Here is a 15,581-nt window from a genome sequence, read left to right on the forward strand (position 1 = left end):
TGCCGGACGGGCCGCTCCAAAAAACGCACCGAGACTGTCAGGGGGACAGCCACCATGAGCGACACCAACAGCACCGACAACATCCACGCCACGGACGAGCCGACGGGCGACGCCTCGACGGACAACATCCACGCCACGAGCGAGCCGCTCACCACCAAGAACCTGATCACCAAGAACGACGGCACCGGCGACGCGTCCACGGACAACATCCACGCGACGGACGAGCCGGTCTAAGTCCCATCCCGGGGGGGCGGACTTACACCACACGGGGATCGGCCGCGGCGGCGCGGAGGGGGAGCCGCCGCGGTCGCCGTGCGTCCGGGGGCGGTACGCACCTGGTGTGCTGCAGGTGGTGCGGCGGCGGGACGCCGGCCTACAGCCCCCGGACCGCCACCCTGGGCCCGCACAGCTTCTTCAGGTCGTCCTCGTCCGACGTGTAGAGAACCACGTTGCCGCGCTGCCGCTCGGCGATGGCCGCCAGGGCCGCGTCGATGGCGTACTTGCGGCCGTGCAGTCCGCTCTCCGCCAGCAACGCGATCGCGGCATCGGTGATCTCCCGCGTCACGGGTTCGACGACGATACGGGACATCGCCCAGGACCAGGCCGACCGCTTCACCTGGCCGTGGTAGGCCTCGATCAGGGTCATGGAACTGGTCACGACACCGATTCCGGCCCGGTGGGCGTCCGCGAGCCGGGCGGTCATCCGCCGTTCGCGCAGCGCCGCCCGGGACAGGGCCTCGCAGTCCAGCACATAGATGTCGGTGCTCATCAACCCGCCATCGGCAGGCCGGGTCCGCCCGTGCCGGACGCGGCATCACGCTCGGTGAAGTAGCGGTCGAGCTCGCGCCGCTCGGCCTCGGCCGCCGCCAGCTCCTCCTCCGTGAGGGGCCCGCCCTCCTCCTGCATCCATACCACCAGCTCCCCGAGCCGGTCCCGCTCCCGCTGGCGCTCTATGGCCTGACTGACATACGCGCTGAAGCCCCCCGGCCCCACCTCGCTCCGGATCTCCTCGGCGAGCTCCTCCGGCAGCGTGACCGTGTACTTCTTGGTTGCCATACCAATTACCATACCGACCTCACCGCCCCCGCAGCTCCCCCTTCACCACCTTCCCGCTCGCGTTGCGCGGCAGTTCGCCGACGAACTCGACCGTGCGGGGCACCTTGTAGTTGGCCATCTCGCGGCGGGACCAGGCGATGAGGTCGCCGGCCGTGAGGACCGAGTGCGGGCGGCGGACGACGTAGGCCTTGCCCACCTCGCCCAGCCGGCTGTCCGGTATGCCGACGACCGCCACGTCGGCGACATCGGGATGCAGGCCGAGCAGCTGCTCGATCTCCGCGGGGTAGGCGTTGAAGCCGCCGACGATGAACATGTCCTTGATGCGGTCGGTGATGCGGAGGTTGCCCTCGGGGTCGAGGACGCCCACGTCGCCGGTGCGCAGCCAGCCCTCCTCGGACAGGACCGCCGCCGTGGCCCCGGGGTCCTCGAAGTAGCCGCTCATCACGTTGAAGCCGCGGACCAGGACCTCGCCGGGAGAGCCGGGGGCCGCCGGGGCTCCCGAGGAGTCCACCACCCGCACCTCGGTGTCCGGGATCGCCCGGCCCGAGGTCGAGGCGATCACCGCCGGCGGGTCCCCCCTGCGGCACATCGTGACGATGCCGCTCGCCTCGGAGAGCCCGTACGCCGTCAGGACCGTGTCCACGCCGAGTTCCGTGCGCAGGCGCTCGACGAGGCGCAGCGGGACCACCGCGGCACCGGTCACCACCAGCCGCAGCGCGGAGAGGTCGTACGTGTCGCGGGCGGGGTGATCGAGGAGGGACTGGTGGAGGGTGGGCGGGCCGGGGAGGACGGAGACGCGTTCCGCGGCCACGTTCGCGAGCACCGTGTCCACGTCGAACACCGGCTGGGGGATCATCGTCGCCCCGCGCATCAGGCAGGCGATGATCCCGGCCTTGTAGCCGAAGGTGTGGAAGAAGGGGTTCACGATCAGATAGCGGTCGCCCTCGCGCAGACCGGCGAGGTCGCTCCAGATCTCGTAGCCGCGCAGCGTCTGCGCCTGGGTGATCAGGGCGCCCTTCGGGCGGCCCGTGGTGCCCGAGGTGAAGATGATGTCCGAGGGGGAGGCGCCGGACACGGCCGCGCCCCGACGGCGTACCTCGTCCCGCCCCACGCCCTCCCCGTCCGCGAGGAAGTCCTTCCAGGTGCGGAAGTCGGCGGGGGCGTCGTCCGCGAGGACCACCACCTGTTCCAGGTGCGGGAGGCCGGGGAGCGGGCCCTTTCCGGCTTCGGGGCCGGGGCCGAAGCCGGGGCCGGGGCCCGTGTCCGGGGGCTCCCCCGCCGCCCGGCGCAGCGACGCCACGTAGGACGTGCCGAGAAAGGTTCCCGTCACGAACAGCAGCCTGGCCCGGCTCCTCGCCAGTACGTACGCCGCCTCGGCGCCCTTGAAGCGCGTGTTGAGGGGGACGAGGACCGCGCCCGCGGACACCGCGCCGAGGGCGGAGACGATCCAGTCGAGGGTGTTCGGGGCCCAGATGGCCACGCGGTCGCCGACGCGTACGCCGCTCGCTATGCAGGCCGCCGCCGCGCGCTCCACGCGGGCGCCCAACTCCTCGTAGGAGATGCGCGTCCGGCCCTCGACGACCGCCTCGCGGTCCGCGAAACGGGCCGCCGCCGACCGTACAAGACCCGGGACGCCGCCCCACTCCAGGTCACCGCGCATCGCGCACCTCCTGCCCGAACGCCACTAGCTGACTGACCGTCAGATTAGCGGTAGCCTGACGGCCTGTCAGCAGCCGGGACCGTGTGCGGAGGTCACCCATGCCAGGGATCAAGGACGCCACAGCCGTCGTCGGAATCGGACAGACCCCGTTCGCCAAGCAACTCCCCGAGTCCGAGAAGGCCTTGGCCTGCCGGGCGATCCTCACCGCCCTCGACGACGCCGGTATCGCGCCCGCCGAGGTCGACGGACTCGCCTCCTACACCATGGAGGAGACCGACGAGGTGGAGGTCGCCAAGGCGGTCGGGCTCGGCGACCTCACCTTCTTCAGCAAGGTCGGTTACGGAGGCGGCGGTTCCTGCGCCACCGTCGCGCATCTCGCCGCCGCCGTCGCCACCGGCCAGGCGACGGTGGGCGTGGCCTGGCGCTCGCGCAAGCGGGGGAGCGGGCCGCGCCCCTGGAAGAACACGGCCGTCCAACTCCCCACCCCGGCACAGTGGACGCGGCCCTTCGGGCTGCTGCGTCCCGCCGACGAGATCGGGATGCTCGCCCGCCGGTACATGCACGAGTACGGGGCGACCCGCGACCATCTCTTCAACGTGGCACTGGCCTGCCGCAACCGCGCCAACCAGAACCCCGCCGCGATGATGTACGAACGCCCGCTGACCCGCGAGATGTACATGACCTCCCGCTGGATCAGCGAACCCCTCTGTCTCTTCGACAACTGCCTGGAGACGGACGGAGCGCTGGCGTGCGTGATCGTCTCCGCCGAGCGGGCCCGCGACTGCCGGCAGCGTCCCGTGTACGTCCACTCCGCCGCCCAGGGCCTGCCCGCCCAGCATCACGGCATGGTCAACTACTGGAACGACGACCCGCTCACCGGACCCGCCTGGACCGCCGCCCGACACCTGTGGAAGCACGCCGATTTCACGCCGGAAGACGTGGACGTGGCCCAGATCTACGACGCGTTCACGCCTCTCATACCCCTGTCGCTGGAGGGATACGGCTTCTGCGGGCGGGGCGAGGGCGCGGCCTTCACGGAGGGCGGCGCGCTGGAGATCGGCGGACGGCTGCCCGTCAACACCGGGGGCGGCGGTCTCAGCGAGGCCTACGTACACGGTTTCAACCTCATCAACGAGGGCGTGAAGCAGTTGCGGGGCACGAGTACGGCGCAGGTGCCGGGGGCGGCGACCTGCCTGGTCACAGCGGGGGAAGGGGTCCCCACCTCCGCACTCCTGCTGAGAAGCTGAGGAGCCGAGATGGCTGAGATTGCCGAGATGGCCGAAGTTGCCGAAGCCGCCGAGACCGCCGAGGTGAACGAGTCCCTTCTGTCGCCCGTCCTCGACGACGACGGCGCGCCCTTCTGGCAGTACGCCGCCCGGGGCGAACTGCGCGTCCAGGCCTGCGCCGACTGCGGTGGACTCCGCTTTCCGCCCCGCCCCTGCTGCCCGCACTGCCACTCCTTCGCGGACGAGTGGCGAAGGATGAGCGGACGGGGCCGGATCTGGTCGTACGTCGTCCCGCACCCGCCTCTCCTTCCCGCCTACGCGGCGCAGGCCCCGTACAACGCGATCGTGGTGGAGCTCGCCGACGCGCCACACATACGGCTGGTCGGCAACCTGGTGAGCGGGCCGGACGAGCCCCTCGACTCGGTTCCGCCGGAACGGATTCGGATCGGGGCCCGGGTGCAGGCGGTGTTCACCGAGCTGAACGGTGTCACCGTCCCGCGCTGGGTCCTGGAGCGGGCGTGAGCGGGGACGGGGGCGGGGCAGGGGGCGGGGCAGGGGGTGGCGGGCTCGGGGTGAGTGTCGACAAGGACGCCGGTGTCGCCGTCCTCACGCTCGACCGGCCGGAGCGGCTCAACGCCATCGACCTCGATACGGCCGCCGAACTGGTCGCCGCCTGGCGTGAGTTCCGGTTCGACGACACCGTACGGGCGCTCGTCGTCACCGGCGCGGGCCGGCGGGCGTTCTGCACCGGGATCGACCGGGGCGTCGCGGTGCCGCAGCCCAACTCCCCGTACATGGTGGACGATCCGCTCGCCACGATCGGGCCGAAGGCGAACGACCTGTGGAAGCCGGTGATCGCCGCCGTGAACGGGATCGCCTGCGGCGGCGCCTTCTACCTGCTGGGCGAGTCGGAGTTCGTCGTGGCCGACGAGGAGGCGACCTTCTTCGACCCGCACACGACGTACGGGATGGTCAGCGCCTACGAGTCCGTCTACCTCGCGCAGCGGATGCCGTTCGGGGAGGTGGCGCGGATGGCGCTGATGGGAACCGCCGAACGGATCTCCGCGCGGCGGGCGTACGAGGTCGGCCTGGTCTCCGAACTCACCTCGCCCGGTGGCGCGTTGGCGGCGGCCGTGGCCTGCGCGACCGTCATCGCGTCCTACCCGGCCGAAGCCGTCCAGGGGACGGTACGGGCGCTCTGGCAGGCACAGGAGGCCACCCGGGCGGCAGCCCTCGCGCACGCCCCGCAGCTCGTCTCCCTCGGCAACCTGCCGGACGAGCGGCAGGCGGAGCTGTTCGCCGCGCGGCGCCCGGGCGGTTTCCGGACGCGGTGAGTCCCGCGGGCCGTCAACGCACGGCCTTGGCCTTTGGATCGACCTCGCAGTGATCGAGCCGGTCCACGGCCCCCGTGCTGGCAGCGGCCATCCGGACGGTCGCCTTGCCGTTCGCGGGCACCGACACCTGGCTGCCGGAATCGGCCATGGTGAAGCCGGTCCTGTCCTTGTAGCCGACCTTCACCGTGAAGAGAGCCTCGCGCCCGTTCGGATTCCTGACCTCGACGGTCGTGTACGGGTCCTCCTCGCTCGCGCAGTGCACGAGCACCGCGGTCCCGTCCTTCAGGGCCCGGGCGGTGGCGGAGGAGGTCGCCGTGGGGGTTGAACGGTGGGTGGGCCGCGAACGGTACGTACCGCCGCCGCTGCCACTGGTACTCGTACCGGAGCCGTACGCGTCGCTGCCGGGCGAACGGGACGAGCTGCCGTAGGGGTCACTGCCGTACGGGTCGCTGCTGGACGAACCGCTGCCGTACGAGCCACCGCCACCCGACGTCGTCGACGACGAACTGTCGTGGTCCTGGCGGGAACTGCTGCAACCGCCCCCGCCACCGCTGTCGTGACTGCGGCTCCTGTGGCCGCGGCCCGACGAGAAGCCCGTCAGGGCCAGCACCACCATCACCGACACCACTGTGAATCTGAGCCTGCGCCCCCGCGTGTACATGCCGTCACCCTACCCACGACCGCAGCACCCGCCCCGACGAGGGCCGAGCGGCCCGTCTCACGTCGTGCGGGCCGTCCCGGTCCCCTTCTCCGCGTCCAGCGCGTACACGCAGCGGTCCTTGCTGCACGCGTACACGACACCGTCCTTGACCACGGGCGCCCCGGTGATCTCGCCACCGGTGGCCAGTTTCCAGCGCAGGCGCCCGTCGTCGGCCTTCAGTGTGTACAGGAGGTGGTCCGTGGAGCCGAAGTGGATACGGCCCTCGGCCACCACCGGGGCGCCGACCAGGTCGCCCCCGGCCTGGAAGCGCCACTTCGGGGTGCCGGTGACGGCGTCCAGCGTGTACAGGCCCTTGCCGCTGCCCACATGGACGTGTCCGGCGGCGACGAGGACCGGCTCGGCGGAGGCGCGGGACTCGGTGGCGATGCGCCAGCGGTCGCGGCCGTCGGTCGCGTCGAGGGCGTACACCGTACCGAGGTAGTCGGCGAGGTAGACGCCGCCGCCCGTCACCGCCGGGCCCGGAGCGAAGGTGGGCGGACAGAGGAAGACGGCCGGGGCCTCGAAGTGCCAGCGGACGTGACCGCTCGCCGTGTCGACGGCGAGGACGCGGGTACCGGCGGAGATGTAGACGTAGCCGTCGGGCGCGTGGGTCATGCGGACCGGTACGCCGCCGCAGGAGGCCGCGTCACCGATCGGGTACGACCAGCGTTCCTCGCCCGTCCGGGCCTCCAGCGCGCGCAGTCGCGCGTCCTTCCAGACGTACACCGTGCCGTCGTGGATCGCCGGACCGGCCTCCGGGGACTCGAAGTCCGTCTGGCCGCCGCTGATCTCCCAGAGCTTCTGGCCGTTCGAGGCCTCCCAGGCCTGGATACCGCCCCCGCGCGTGCCGGTGACGACCGTTCCGCGGTCGGCCTGCAGGGAGTAGACCCAGGCGTCGGTGGACAGGCGCCAGAGATCCGCGCCCTCCCTGGCTTCGAGCGCGAACAGTGTCGGCCCGTCGGACGCGTGGATGCGGCCGTCCGCCACCGCCATCGACCACGCCACGTCACGGGTCTTGAAACGGCGGCGGCCGGTCGCGACGTCGAGGGCGTGGACTTCGAAGGAGGTGACGTAGACGAGGTCGTCGGCGACCGAGGGAGTGCCCCAGACGTCGTTCGACATACGGAAACGCCAGGGGCGCCAGCCGGCCGACGCGTCGGGCGCCGGGGGCGCGACGGTGGGCATGGGCGCCGGTTCGGCGCCGTTCACGCCGATGCGCGGCCGGGACCAGGACGCCGCGAGCCCGGCCTCCGGGGGCGGCGCCTTCACGGCCGCCGCGCGGGCGTCCAGAACCCGCGGGCCGGGACCGATGGGCACCTTGGCGCCCGCGAGGCGCACGGGGCCGGCGTCGGGCGCCCCCACGGGCACCGGGGCGTGCGAAGGAGGCGGAGGCACCACTGCGCGCCCCCCGCCACTGCGTCCGCTCCCCCCGGTCGGCGGCTTGACCGGCGGACGGCCGCCGCGGCGCGTCTCGATCAGGCCCACCGCCCGCTCGGGCAGCCACGCCGACGCCGTACCGCTGTCGTCGGATCCGGAGCCGAAGAGGTGAGGAGCGAGCTGGGCCTGGAGGTCGGCGGGGTTGGGGCGGGCCGTGGCGTCCATCTGCATGCAGGACTCGATGAGCGGGCGCAGCTCATCCGGGAGGCCTTCGAGGTCCGGGCCCTCGCGGAGCAGCATGAAGACCGTCTCCACGGGGTTGGCGCCGTGGAAGGGGGCGTGTCCGGTGGCCGCGAAGACGAGCATCGAGCCGAGCGAGAAGACGTCACTCGCGCCGGTGACACTGCGCGAGTCCTTCGCCTGCTCGGGCGACATGTAGGCGGGGGTACCGACGGCGACATTGGTCATGGTCAGACGGGTGTTCGAGACGCCGGACGCGATACCGAAGTCGATCACGCGCGGCCCGTCCTCGACCACCAGGACGTTGGAGGGCTTCAGGTCGCGGTGGACGAGTCCCGCGCCGTGGATCGACTGCAGTGCCTCCGCGACGCCCGCCGCCAGCCAGCGCACCGCCTGGGCCGGGAGCGGCCCGCACTCATTCACTATTTCTTCGAGCGAGGGCGCGGGCACGTAGGCGGTGGCCAGCCACGGCACCGCGGCGCGGGCGTCGGCGTCGACCACGGCCGCCGTGTAGAAGCCCGACACGGCGCGGGCCGCCTCGACCTCGCGCGAGAAGCGGACCCGGAACAACTGGTCCTCGGCGAGCTCCGTCCTGACCGTCTTGATCGCCACGCGTCGGCCGGAAGCCGAGCGCGCGAGATAGACCAGCCCCATGCCGCCGGCACCCAGCCGTCCCAGCACCTCGAACGGCCCGATCCGGCGCGGATCGTGCTGCGTCAGCTGATCCACCACTTGCCTGCCACCTCCCCGTACGGGTCGCGTCATCCACGTATGAACGCGGCCCAGTGCAGCGTCTCACCACCGCACCGCCATGGCGGCACGCACCCCGATTCTTCCTGGCCGAGCCGCCGGTTGCGAACCCGGGGACGGATCGGGGTGTCTCGTGACAAAACAACCGCCCCGGCAGAAGTACGGCCGACGCGGCCCGACGGTTCAGGGCCGAAATGCGCCCCTCACCCCAGAAGTACCCCGCCTCGCACCCGAGAAGTGCCGTCCCTCACTTCGAAGTGCCGCGCCCCTCACCGCAGAAGCGTTTCGACCTGTGCCGTCGAAGCAGCTTCAACGTTCAAGCATCATCACCGCCGAAACGGCGTCACGGCCGGCCGAAGCACCTTCACCGTTCAAGTACCGCGAACGACGCACCCTGATTGTCCGTGACGACGGCCAGCCGCCCGTACGACGTGTCGAAGGGTGTCACCTGGACACGGCCGCCGAGCCGGTTCACCGTCCCGAGTGTTTCCTCGCAGTCCTCGACTCCGAAGTGGACGAGGAAATGGGGAGGCATCTCGGCCGGAAAGACACCCGACACAGGGACGCGGCCGAAATCGGGGGTCGCGTCGGGCCCGAACAGCGCGTCGTGGAACAGGGCCCCGTAGAAACGGTCGACGGTCGCGGTGTCGCGCGCGTACAGCTCGGCCCAGCAGAACGTGCGCCGCTCATGGCGCTTGGCGAAGCCCGCGTGGGAGCCGGGCTGCCACAGGCCGAAGACGGCACCCTCCGGGTCGGTGGCGAGAGCGGCCGTGCCCAGCCCGCCCGACGCTCCGGCCTCGGTGGGCGCGGTGATGATCTGGCCGCCCGCCTCCGTGATCCGCCGGGTGAGCGCCGCGGCGTCCGGCGTCGCGAAGTACACCGTCCACACGGTCGGCATCCGCCCGTCGCTCTTGGGCGTGAGCGCGGCAACCGGCTCGCCGTCCAGCTCCGCCCAGCCCGCCGGGCCGGACTCCTCGGGGAACGTCCAGCCGAAGAGCTCCCCGTAGAAGCGCTTGCCCGCCTCGACATCGGGGAGCTGCGCGTCGACCCAGCAGGGCACACCCTCGGAGAACTCGGCGACAACGGCGGAATCGGCCATGCGGCCAAGCTAACGGCCCTTTCCGCATCCCGCAGAGCATGCGCACCTGCTCCGGTGACGCCCCGCCCCTGCTCAGGGGCCCGGACGGGAACATGTGCGCCATTTCCGGGGAGGCCGGGCGGGACACGAGCGGCCTTTCCCGGGGGCGGGCGGGACGCGAACACCCTTCCCGGGACCGCGCGGGAAGGCGAGCGGCCCTACCGGGGGCCGCTGCGGGAAAGCGAGCGGCCCTACCGGGGGCCGCTGCGGGAAAGCGAGCGGCCTCTCCCTGGGCCGCGCGGGACCACGCGAACCGTCCCCGGGAGGTCCGCACGGGGACGCGCGAACCGTCCCCCGGGGCGTCGGCGCGGGAGATTTCGCGCCACCGGGGGCATCCGTACGGGAGGTTTGCGTGCACCGTGGGCATCCGTGCGAGAGAGCCCGAACCGTCCACGGGCGTCCGCACCGGAACGCGCGAACCCTTGCCGGGGGGTCGCGGGGGTTCACCCACGCCCTCCGGGAATTCCGGAGAACTCCTCGGAGGCCCTGGTGAACCCCCCGTTGAACCCCCACTGAACCCCCCGCTGAACCCCCGCGATGTACGGCCGCACCCCATTTGCAGTCGGCCGAATCGCGCTCCGATCACCCCTCGGTAAGCTGACGGCATGACAGGACAAGTGCGTACCGTCGACGGCCGCGTGGCCGGACGGCGTGGGCAGGCGACCCGGCAGAAGCTGCTCGACTGCCTCAGCGAGATGCTCAGCTCCTCGCCCTACCGGGATGTCAAAGTCATTGACGTCGCCCGGAAGGCAGGCACTTCACCGGCGACCTTCTACCAGTACTTCCCGGACGTCGAAGGCGCCGTCCTGGAGATCGCCGAGCAAATGGCCGCCGAGGGCGCGGGGTTGACCCAATTGCTCGAAGGGCGTTCCTGGGTCGGCAAGGCAGGCTGGCAGACCGCGCAGGAACTCGTCGACGGCTTCCTGGAGTTCTGGCGGAAGAACGACGCGATCCTTCGAGTCGTCGATCTCGGTGCCGCCGAGGGCGACAAACGGTTCTACAAGATCCGCATGAAGATCCTGAACTCCGTGAACAACTCCCTTACGGACTCGGTCACCGACCTCCAGGCCAAGGGCAAGGTCGACAAGGACGTGAACCCGGCCGCGATGGCCGGTTCCCTCGTAGCCATGCTCGCCGCGGTCGCCTCGCACCAGAAGGGGTTCCAGAGCTGGGGCGTCAAGCAGGCCGAACTCAAGCCGAACCTCGCGCTGTTGGTGTATCTGGGCGTGACCGGGAAGAAGCCCACGAAGTAGATTCCCGCACCTGAACGCCCCAGCTCCTGTCATGCGGGCGGCGGTTCATTCCCGGAAGGTTCCTTCCGGGAATGAACCGCCGCCCGCTGCGCTGTACGGGTGCGGAGGACCGGGCGACCGGAACGAGGTCGTCCTCGTCTCCCGGTACTTCGAGTGCACCGGACCGTTCGTTCAGCCGGGCCGGACCTCGCCTTCCGCGGTATCGGCGGGCACCGGTCGCCGCACGATTCTGAAGAGCCGTATCTCCCGGTCCACCCGGGCCTGATAGGTGGCGTACGGCGGCCAGAACGCCAGCGCCGTCCGCCAGACCGCGGCCCGTTCCTCACCCGTGAGGAGTCGGGCGGTCACGGGAATGTCCTCGCCCTTCCAGTTGATGACGGCCTCGGGATGGGCGAGCAGGTTCGCGGTCCAGGCGGGGTGGTCCGTACGGCCGAAGTTGGACCCGACGAGGATCCAGCCTGCCCCCGCCGCCTCACCCGACACGGCCCCTGTCGCCTCTCCGGCATCGACGCCCGTCGCCGCCCCCGCCGCATCACCCGAACCGGCGCCCGGCACGGCACCCGACACCGCACCCGACGCGTCGCCCTCCGGCATACAGGCCAGTGGGGTCCGGCGTTCCAGGCCGCTCCGGGCGCCGCGCACGGTGAGGACGACCCCCGGCAGCATCTGCGCGCTGAGCAGCACCTTGCCGCGCGTGAGCCGGTGCACGGCACGGTCGAGGGCCGGGATGAGGTGAGGGGCCACTCTGGCGAAGGTCCGGGTGGAGGACATCCTCTGCACCAGCCGCACACCGGGCATCCTTCTCGCCCCCGTCCCCGTACCCGCCCTCCCGCCGACGTCGGCTCCCGCGCCGGTCCCGGTCCCGGTCCCGGTGCCAGTACCGGTGCCGGTCCCTGTACCGCTCCCCGTACGCGAACGCCTGGCCGCCGCCATCAGACCGTCACCTCTCCGCCGTCGAAGAGACGCGCGACGTCGGCGGCGTGCGCGCGCAGCCGGTGGACGGGGCCGAAGAGCAGTTCGTCGCCGGAGGCGCGCTTGAAGTAGAGATGGGCGTCGTGCTCCCAGGTGAAGCCGATGCCGCCGTGCAGCTGGATGCCCTCGGAGGCGGCGGTGCGCAGTGACTCCAGCGCCTGGGCCAGCGCGAGCCCGCCCACGCGTTCGCCGCCCGTCCCGGTCGCCCACGCCGCGTAGTACGCCGCCGAGCGCGCCGACCGCACGCCCACGTACACGTCCGCGAGCCGGTGCTTGACCGCCTGGAAGGAGCCGATCGCCCGCCCGAACTGCTCACGCCGGCGCACGTATTCGACGGTGCGTTCCAGCGCGCGGTCGGCGGCGCCCACGGCCTCCACGGCGAGGACGGCCGCGGCGGTGTCCCCGACGGCGGCCAGCGCGGCTGGCACGTCGGCCTGCTCGTCACCCAGCAACTCGGCCTCCACATCCCGCAGTTCGAGCCGGGCCTGGGGCCGCGTCGGGTCCAAGGACGTCTGCCGTGCGCGTACGAGCCCGTCGGCATCGGCCCTCACCAGGAACAGCAGCGTCCGCGATCGCGCGAACCCGCCGGTGTGCGCGGCCACCACCAGCAGCCCGGCGCTGTGTCCGTCGAGCACCTGCGCCGCCTGCCCGTAGAGCCGCCACGCACCCTCCGCCCGGCGCGCCTGGACGCCCCCGGCGCGGCCGCCACCGGCCCAGTCGCCGTGGTTGTCGCCGACCAGCCCGAGGGCGGTGGCCAGGCCCGCGCCCGGTACCGCGAGGGCAGCGGTCAGCGCGCCCGAGGCCAGCGGCGGCAACAGGGCGACGCGCTGGGCCTCGGTGCCGAGGGCCAGGATCAGCGGGGTGGCGAGGACGGTGGTGGACAGCAGTGGCGAGGGGGCGAGAGCACGGCCCGACTCCTCGCAGGCGAGGGCCAGTTCGGTTACCGAGCAGCCGACGCCGCCGTACGTCTCGGGGAGGGCGAGCCCGGGCAGCCCTAGCTGCTGCGCCAGGGCCTCCCAGAGCGCCGGATCGTGGCCGGCGGGGGTCAGTTCGGCGGCCCTCAGCTCCTCCGGGCCACACCGCTTCACGAGCAACTCCCGCAGCGTACGGCGGATTTCCTCCTGCTCCGCGGTGAGATGGGCATCCATGGGCGGGCTCCTCCCTCGTCGGGCAGCGGAACGGCCGGCCAGCGAGACGGCCGGGCGGCGGGACGACCGGGCGGCTGGGCAGCAGGACAGCCGGGCAGCGGACTCCCGGATCTGACGGGCCGTCATGTTAGGACGGAGGGTTCCAGATGCACAGGGGTGCGACCACCTCCCGGCGGCGCAGTTATCTGATGTACCGTCAGATCCATGACTCACGCCACCCCGGGCCACAGCCGTCGAAAGGTCGCCGTCGTCGGCACAGCCCTGTCCGACTGCGGCCGCGTGGACGAGGCGACCCCGTACGCGCTGCACGCCCAGGCCGCGCGCCGCGCGCTGGCAGACTCCGGTCTCGACCGCTCGGTGATCGACGGCTTCGCGTCGGCGGGTCTCGGCACCCTCGCACCCGTCGAGGTGGCCGAATACCTGGGGCTGCGGCCCACCTGGGTCGACTCGACCTCCGTGGGCGGGTCCACCTGGGAGGTCATGGCGGCCCACGCGGCCGACGCCATCGCGGCGGGCCATGCCGACGCCGTCCTGCTCGTCTACGGATCCACCGCCCGCGCCGACATCAGGGCGGGCCGCCGTACCGGCAACCTGTCCTTCGGCGCCCGGGGCCCGCTCCAGTTCGAGGTCCCGTACGGCCACACGCTCATCGCCAAGTACGCGATGGCCGCGCGCCGCCACATGCACACGTACGGCACCACGCTCGAACAGCTCGCCTCGGTCGCCGTCCAGGCCCGCGCGAACGCCGCCCACAACCCGGAGGCGATGTTCCGCGCCCCGGTCACGGTCGACGACGTCCTGTCGGGGCCGATGATCGCGGACCCCTTCACCAAGCTGCACTGCTGCATCCGCTCCGACGGCGGCGCGGCGGTGCTGCTGGCCGCCGAAGAGTACGTACGCGACTGCCGTACGGCCCCGGTGTGGGTGCTCGGCACCGGCGAGCACGTCTCCCACACCACCATGTCCGAGTGGGCCGACTTCACCGTCTCCCCGGCGGCGGTGAGCGGCCGGCTCGCCTTCGAACGCGCCGGAATCCGCCCGGCCGAGATCGACTTCGCCGAGATCTACGACGCCTTCACCTACATGACCCTCGTGACCCTGGAGGATCTCGGCTTCTGCGCCAAGGGCGAGGGCGGAGCCTTCGTGGACGCCGCGAAGGGGCGGCTCTTGGTGGGCGGGGAGCTGCCGGTGAACACCGACGGGGGCGGGCTGTCGGCCCAACACCCGGGAATGCGCGGCCTGTTCCTGCTCGTGGAGGCCGTACGGCAGCTGCGGGGCGAGGTCCCGGAGGAGCGGCAGGTACGGCGCCCGGACGGCACGCTGCCCGAGCTGGCGGTGGCGTCCGGGACGGGGGGCTGGTTCTGCTCGTCGGGGACGGTGGTGCTGGGACGGTAAGCCCGGACTGCGGCCGGCCGGTCAGGGCAGGACGGTGACGGCGGCCGTGTCGTTGCCGAGGTTCACGTCGCGGCGGCTGGTCGACGGCGAGGCGTCCAGGAGGGTCACGCTGCCCTCCCCCGGTCCGTCGAGGCGCAGGGTGAACTCGAAGTCGTCGCTCTCACCCGGGCCCAGCTCGTCCAGCCGACAGCTGTACGTCCCGTCGCCGGAGTCGCAGTGCGGCTCGTAGGAATCTTCGTCGGCCACCTCCATGGGCTCCTTCAGCACGGCACCGGGCGGCGGAGTGAACACCAGCCTCGTGCCGGAGCCGGGGTTGCCGGGCCCGTTGTTGCGGACCTTCAGCCGCAGCGAACGCTCCGTACCGGGGCTGCCGTGCAGTTCGACGCCGAAGACCTCGTAGTCGGCGTGGATGTCCAGGCGTACGTCGGTGACGGCTCTCCCCTCGGCGAAGGTGCCGTCCGTGTCGCGTGCGGCCATGGCCTCGGCCTTCAGGGCCGGGCCGTCGCCGTGGTCACCACCCGGCGGCACCGCGGAGTACTGGCCGGGCCCCGAGTCCAGCGGCCAGGCCTCCAGGTCGAACGAGGTGTACGTCCGCGTCTTCGGTGCGCGCAGACGCAGCGCCGGGTTCAGGACGACGGCCCCGCCCGGCGGGATACGCAACCCGGGGAAGCGGCAGACGGCCGTGTGGCCTTGACTCTGGGGCGGGTAGAGGCAGTTGGCGTACTGCTGCCGGAAGTCCAAGGATCCCGCGACGAGTTTCAGGGCGAGACCCTTCACCGGGACCTCGCCGTCGTTGCGGACGACGAGCGGGACGGTGACGTCGGCGCCCGGACGGACATCATCGACGACCTCGAGAGTCCGCACCTTCACCACCGGCTCGCCGACCACGACCCGGGTGCGGGTCGTCATCCTCTTCCCGTCCTTCGTCGTGAAGGTGAAGCGGACGACTCCCGTGTCGCCGGGCTTGCTGCCCTTCGCGGCGACCGGGTACACGCGGTCCTGGTCCGCCCAGCTGTCGGAGTTGCCTCTGACCTTGCAGGTGACCCGCACTGTGCCGCCTTGGCACTGGGGGTTCTCGGGCGAGCCCGCGGTCCTGAGCCGCACGACGCTCTCGGACCCTCGCACGTCGACGGTCAGCCGGTGGTCCCGCGCCGGGGAGGTACGGCTCGCCCCGACGTCCTCGGCCTCCACATGGAACGGCACCTTGTCCTTGGGCCCGGCCTTGTCGCCCTGCGGGCGCAGATAGAAGACCTCGGGGGCGGTGAGCGAGGACTTCCGGTCCGCGACGGGGCCAGGGCCACACGCGGCGAGCGGAAGCAGAAGCACGACACC

General features: G+C 72.0%; 15 protein-coding genes. 6 read left to right on the forward strand and 9 right to left on the reverse strand.

Annotated elements, in window-relative coordinates; translation table 11 throughout:
* Window positions 1-54: 54 nt before the first annotated feature.
* The gene (locus N4G66_RS00070; RefSeq protein WP_261701769.1) at window positions 55-234 is read left to right on the forward strand and encodes a hypothetical protein; all 180 of its coding nucleotides are present in this window, start codon (window positions 55-57) and stop codon (window positions 232-234) included.
* Window positions 235-373: 139 nt separating this feature from the next.
* Here N4G66_RS00070 and N4G66_RS00075 read toward each other — a convergent pair whose 3' ends face one another.
* The 3 genes from N4G66_RS00075 to N4G66_RS00085 are packed head-to-tail and all read right to left on the reverse strand — an operon-like array spanning window position 374 to window position 2,716.
* Entirely contained in the window at window positions 374-769 is a 396-nt protein-coding gene (locus N4G66_RS00075; protein ID WP_261701770.1) for a PIN domain-containing protein, read from the reverse strand.
* Window positions 769-1,056 (reverse strand): ribbon-helix-helix domain-containing protein, encoded by a 288-nt coding sequence (locus N4G66_RS00080; protein ID WP_261701771.1) that lies wholly within the window; start codon window positions 1,054-1,056, stop codon window positions 769-771. Before N4G66_RS00080 ends, N4G66_RS00075 begins: the two co-directional genes overlap by 1 nt.
* A 19-nt stretch (window positions 1,057-1,075) precedes the next feature.
* A complete protein-coding gene (locus N4G66_RS00085) occupies window positions 1,076-2,716 on the reverse strand; it encodes a fatty acid--CoA ligase family protein (RefSeq protein ID WP_261701772.1) in 1,641 nt (546 codons plus the stop codon).
* Window positions 2,717-2,814: 98 nt separating this feature from the next.
* On the opposite strand from N4G66_RS00085, the gene N4G66_RS00090 reads away from it, so the two are divergent.
* Genes N4G66_RS00090 through N4G66_RS00100 form a run of 3 tightly spaced genes read left to right on the forward strand, consistent with a single transcriptional unit; the run spans window position 2,815 to window position 5,276 of the window.
* The gene (locus tag N4G66_RS00090) at window positions 2,815-3,963 is read left to right on the forward strand and encodes a lipid-transfer protein (protein ID WP_261701773.1); all 1,149 of its coding nucleotides are present in this window, start codon (window positions 2,815-2,817) and stop codon (window positions 3,961-3,963) included.
* 27 nt (window positions 3,964-3,990) lie between these two features.
* Window positions 3,991-4,464 carry a Zn-ribbon domain-containing OB-fold protein gene (locus N4G66_RS00095; RefSeq protein ID WP_261702133.1) on the forward strand — a complete coding sequence of 158 codons (474 nt, stop codon included), beginning with the start codon at window positions 3,991-3,993 and terminating at the stop codon, window positions 4,462-4,464.
* 50 nt (window positions 4,465-4,514) lie between these two features.
* A complete protein-coding gene (locus N4G66_RS00100; RefSeq protein ID WP_261701774.1) occupies window positions 4,515-5,276 on the forward strand; it encodes an enoyl-CoA hydratase/isomerase family protein in 762 nt (253 codons plus the stop codon).
* Window positions 5,277-5,289: 13 nt separating this feature from the next.
* Here the strand turns inward: N4G66_RS00100 and N4G66_RS00105 are convergent, their stop codons facing one another.
* The 3 genes from N4G66_RS00105 to N4G66_RS00115 all read right to left on the reverse strand — a co-directional run bounded on the left by N4G66_RS00105 (window position 5,290) and on the right by N4G66_RS00115 (window position 9,442).
* Window positions 5,290-5,937, reverse strand: coding sequence for a hypothetical protein (locus tag N4G66_RS00105; RefSeq protein ID WP_261701775.1), 648 nt, complete (start codon window positions 5,935-5,937; stop codon window positions 5,290-5,292).
* 57 nt (window positions 5,938-5,994) lie between these two features.
* Window positions 5,995-8,325 (reverse strand): outer membrane protein assembly factor BamB family protein, encoded by a 2,331-nt coding sequence (locus N4G66_RS00110; RefSeq protein ID WP_261701776.1) that lies wholly within the window; start codon window positions 8,323-8,325, stop codon window positions 5,995-5,997.
* 382 nt (window positions 8,326-8,707) lie between these two features.
* Window positions 8,708-9,442 carry a VOC family protein gene (locus N4G66_RS00115; protein WP_261701777.1) on the reverse strand — a complete coding sequence of 245 codons (735 nt, stop codon included), beginning with the start codon at window positions 9,440-9,442 and terminating at the stop codon, window positions 8,708-8,710.
* A gap of 644 nt (window positions 9,443-10,086) precedes the next feature.
* On the opposite strand from N4G66_RS00115, the gene N4G66_RS00120 reads away from it, so the two are divergent.
* Window positions 10,087-10,734, forward strand: coding sequence for a TetR/AcrR family transcriptional regulator (locus tag N4G66_RS00120; RefSeq protein WP_261701778.1), 648 nt, complete (start codon window positions 10,087-10,089; stop codon window positions 10,732-10,734).
* A 171-nt stretch (window positions 10,735-10,905) separates the two neighbouring features.
* Here the strand turns inward: N4G66_RS00120 and N4G66_RS00125 are convergent, their stop codons facing one another.
* Both N4G66_RS00125 and N4G66_RS00130 read right to left on the reverse strand, forming a co-directional pair.
* Entirely contained in the window at window positions 10,906-11,505 is a 600-nt protein-coding gene (locus tag N4G66_RS00125) for a nitroreductase family deazaflavin-dependent oxidoreductase (protein WP_261701779.1), read from the reverse strand.
* 161 nt (window positions 11,506-11,666) lie between these two features.
* Window positions 11,667-12,854: an acyl-CoA dehydrogenase family protein gene (locus tag N4G66_RS00130; protein ID WP_261701780.1), complete on the reverse strand. Its 1,188-nt coding sequence runs from the start codon at window positions 12,852-12,854 to the stop codon at window positions 11,667-11,669.
* Between the two features lie 204 nt (window positions 12,855-13,058).
* On the opposite strand from N4G66_RS00130, the gene N4G66_RS00135 reads away from it, so the two are divergent.
* On the forward strand, window positions 13,059-14,249 hold the full coding sequence (locus N4G66_RS00135; protein WP_261701781.1) for a thiolase C-terminal domain-containing protein: 1,191 nt from the start codon (window positions 13,059-13,061) through the stop codon (window positions 14,247-14,249).
* 21 nt (window positions 14,250-14,270) lie between these two features.
* Here the strand turns inward: N4G66_RS00135 and N4G66_RS00140 are convergent, their stop codons facing one another.
* Window positions 14,271-15,575: a DUF11 domain-containing protein gene (locus N4G66_RS00140; RefSeq protein WP_261701782.1), complete on the reverse strand. Its 1,305-nt coding sequence runs from the start codon at window positions 15,573-15,575 to the stop codon at window positions 14,271-14,273.
* Window positions 15,576-15,581 lie beyond the last annotated feature (6 nt).

Origin of the sequence: Streptomyces rhizosphaerihabitans (assembly GCF_025399795.1) — a bacterium.
Lineage (GTDB): Bacteria > Actinomycetota > Actinomycetes > Streptomycetales > Streptomycetaceae > Streptomyces > Streptomyces rhizosphaerihabitans.

Excerpts from the sequence above, each read along its gene's own strand:
- N4G66_RS00105 (WP_261701775.1), bottom strand. The coding sequence starts at position 5,937 with ATGTACACGCGGGGGCGCAGGCTCAGATTCACAGTGGTGTCGGTGATG.
- N4G66_RS00080 (WP_261701771.1), bottom strand. The coding sequence starts at position 1,056 with ATGGCAACCAAGAAGTACACGGTCACGCTGCCGGAGGAGCTCGCCGAG.
- N4G66_RS00095 (WP_261702133.1), top strand. The coding sequence starts at position 3,991 with ATGGCCGAAGTTGCCGAAGCCGCCGAGACCGCCGAGGTGAACGAGTCC.
- N4G66_RS00090 (WP_261701773.1), top strand. The coding sequence starts at position 2,815 with ATGCCAGGGATCAAGGACGCCACAGCCGTCGTCGGAATCGGACAGACC.
- N4G66_RS00125 (WP_261701779.1), bottom strand. The coding sequence starts at position 11,505 with ATGTCCTCCACCCGGACCTTCGCCAGAGTGGCCCCTCACCTCATCCCG.
- N4G66_RS00075 (WP_261701770.1), bottom strand. The coding sequence starts at position 769 with ATGAGCACCGACATCTATGTGCTGGACTGCGAGGCCCTGTCCCGGGCG.
- N4G66_RS00120 (WP_261701778.1), top strand. The coding sequence starts at position 10,087 with ATGACAGGACAAGTGCGTACCGTCGACGGCCGCGTGGCCGGACGGCGT.
- N4G66_RS00085 (WP_261701772.1), bottom strand. The coding sequence starts at position 2,716 with ATGCGCGGTGACCTGGAGTGGGGCGGCGTCCCGGGTCTTGTACGGTCG.
- N4G66_RS00115 (WP_261701777.1), bottom strand. The coding sequence starts at position 9,442 with ATGGCCGATTCCGCCGTTGTCGCCGAGTTCTCCGAGGGTGTGCCCTGC.
- N4G66_RS00130 (WP_261701780.1), bottom strand. The coding sequence starts at position 12,854 with ATGGATGCCCATCTCACCGCGGAGCAGGAGGAAATCCGCCGTACGCTG.
- N4G66_RS00070 (WP_261701769.1), top strand. The coding sequence starts at position 55 with ATGAGCGACACCAACAGCACCGACAACATCCACGCCACGGACGAGCCG.
- N4G66_RS00135 (WP_261701781.1), top strand. The coding sequence starts at position 13,059 with ATGACTCACGCCACCCCGGGCCACAGCCGTCGAAAGGTCGCCGTCGTC.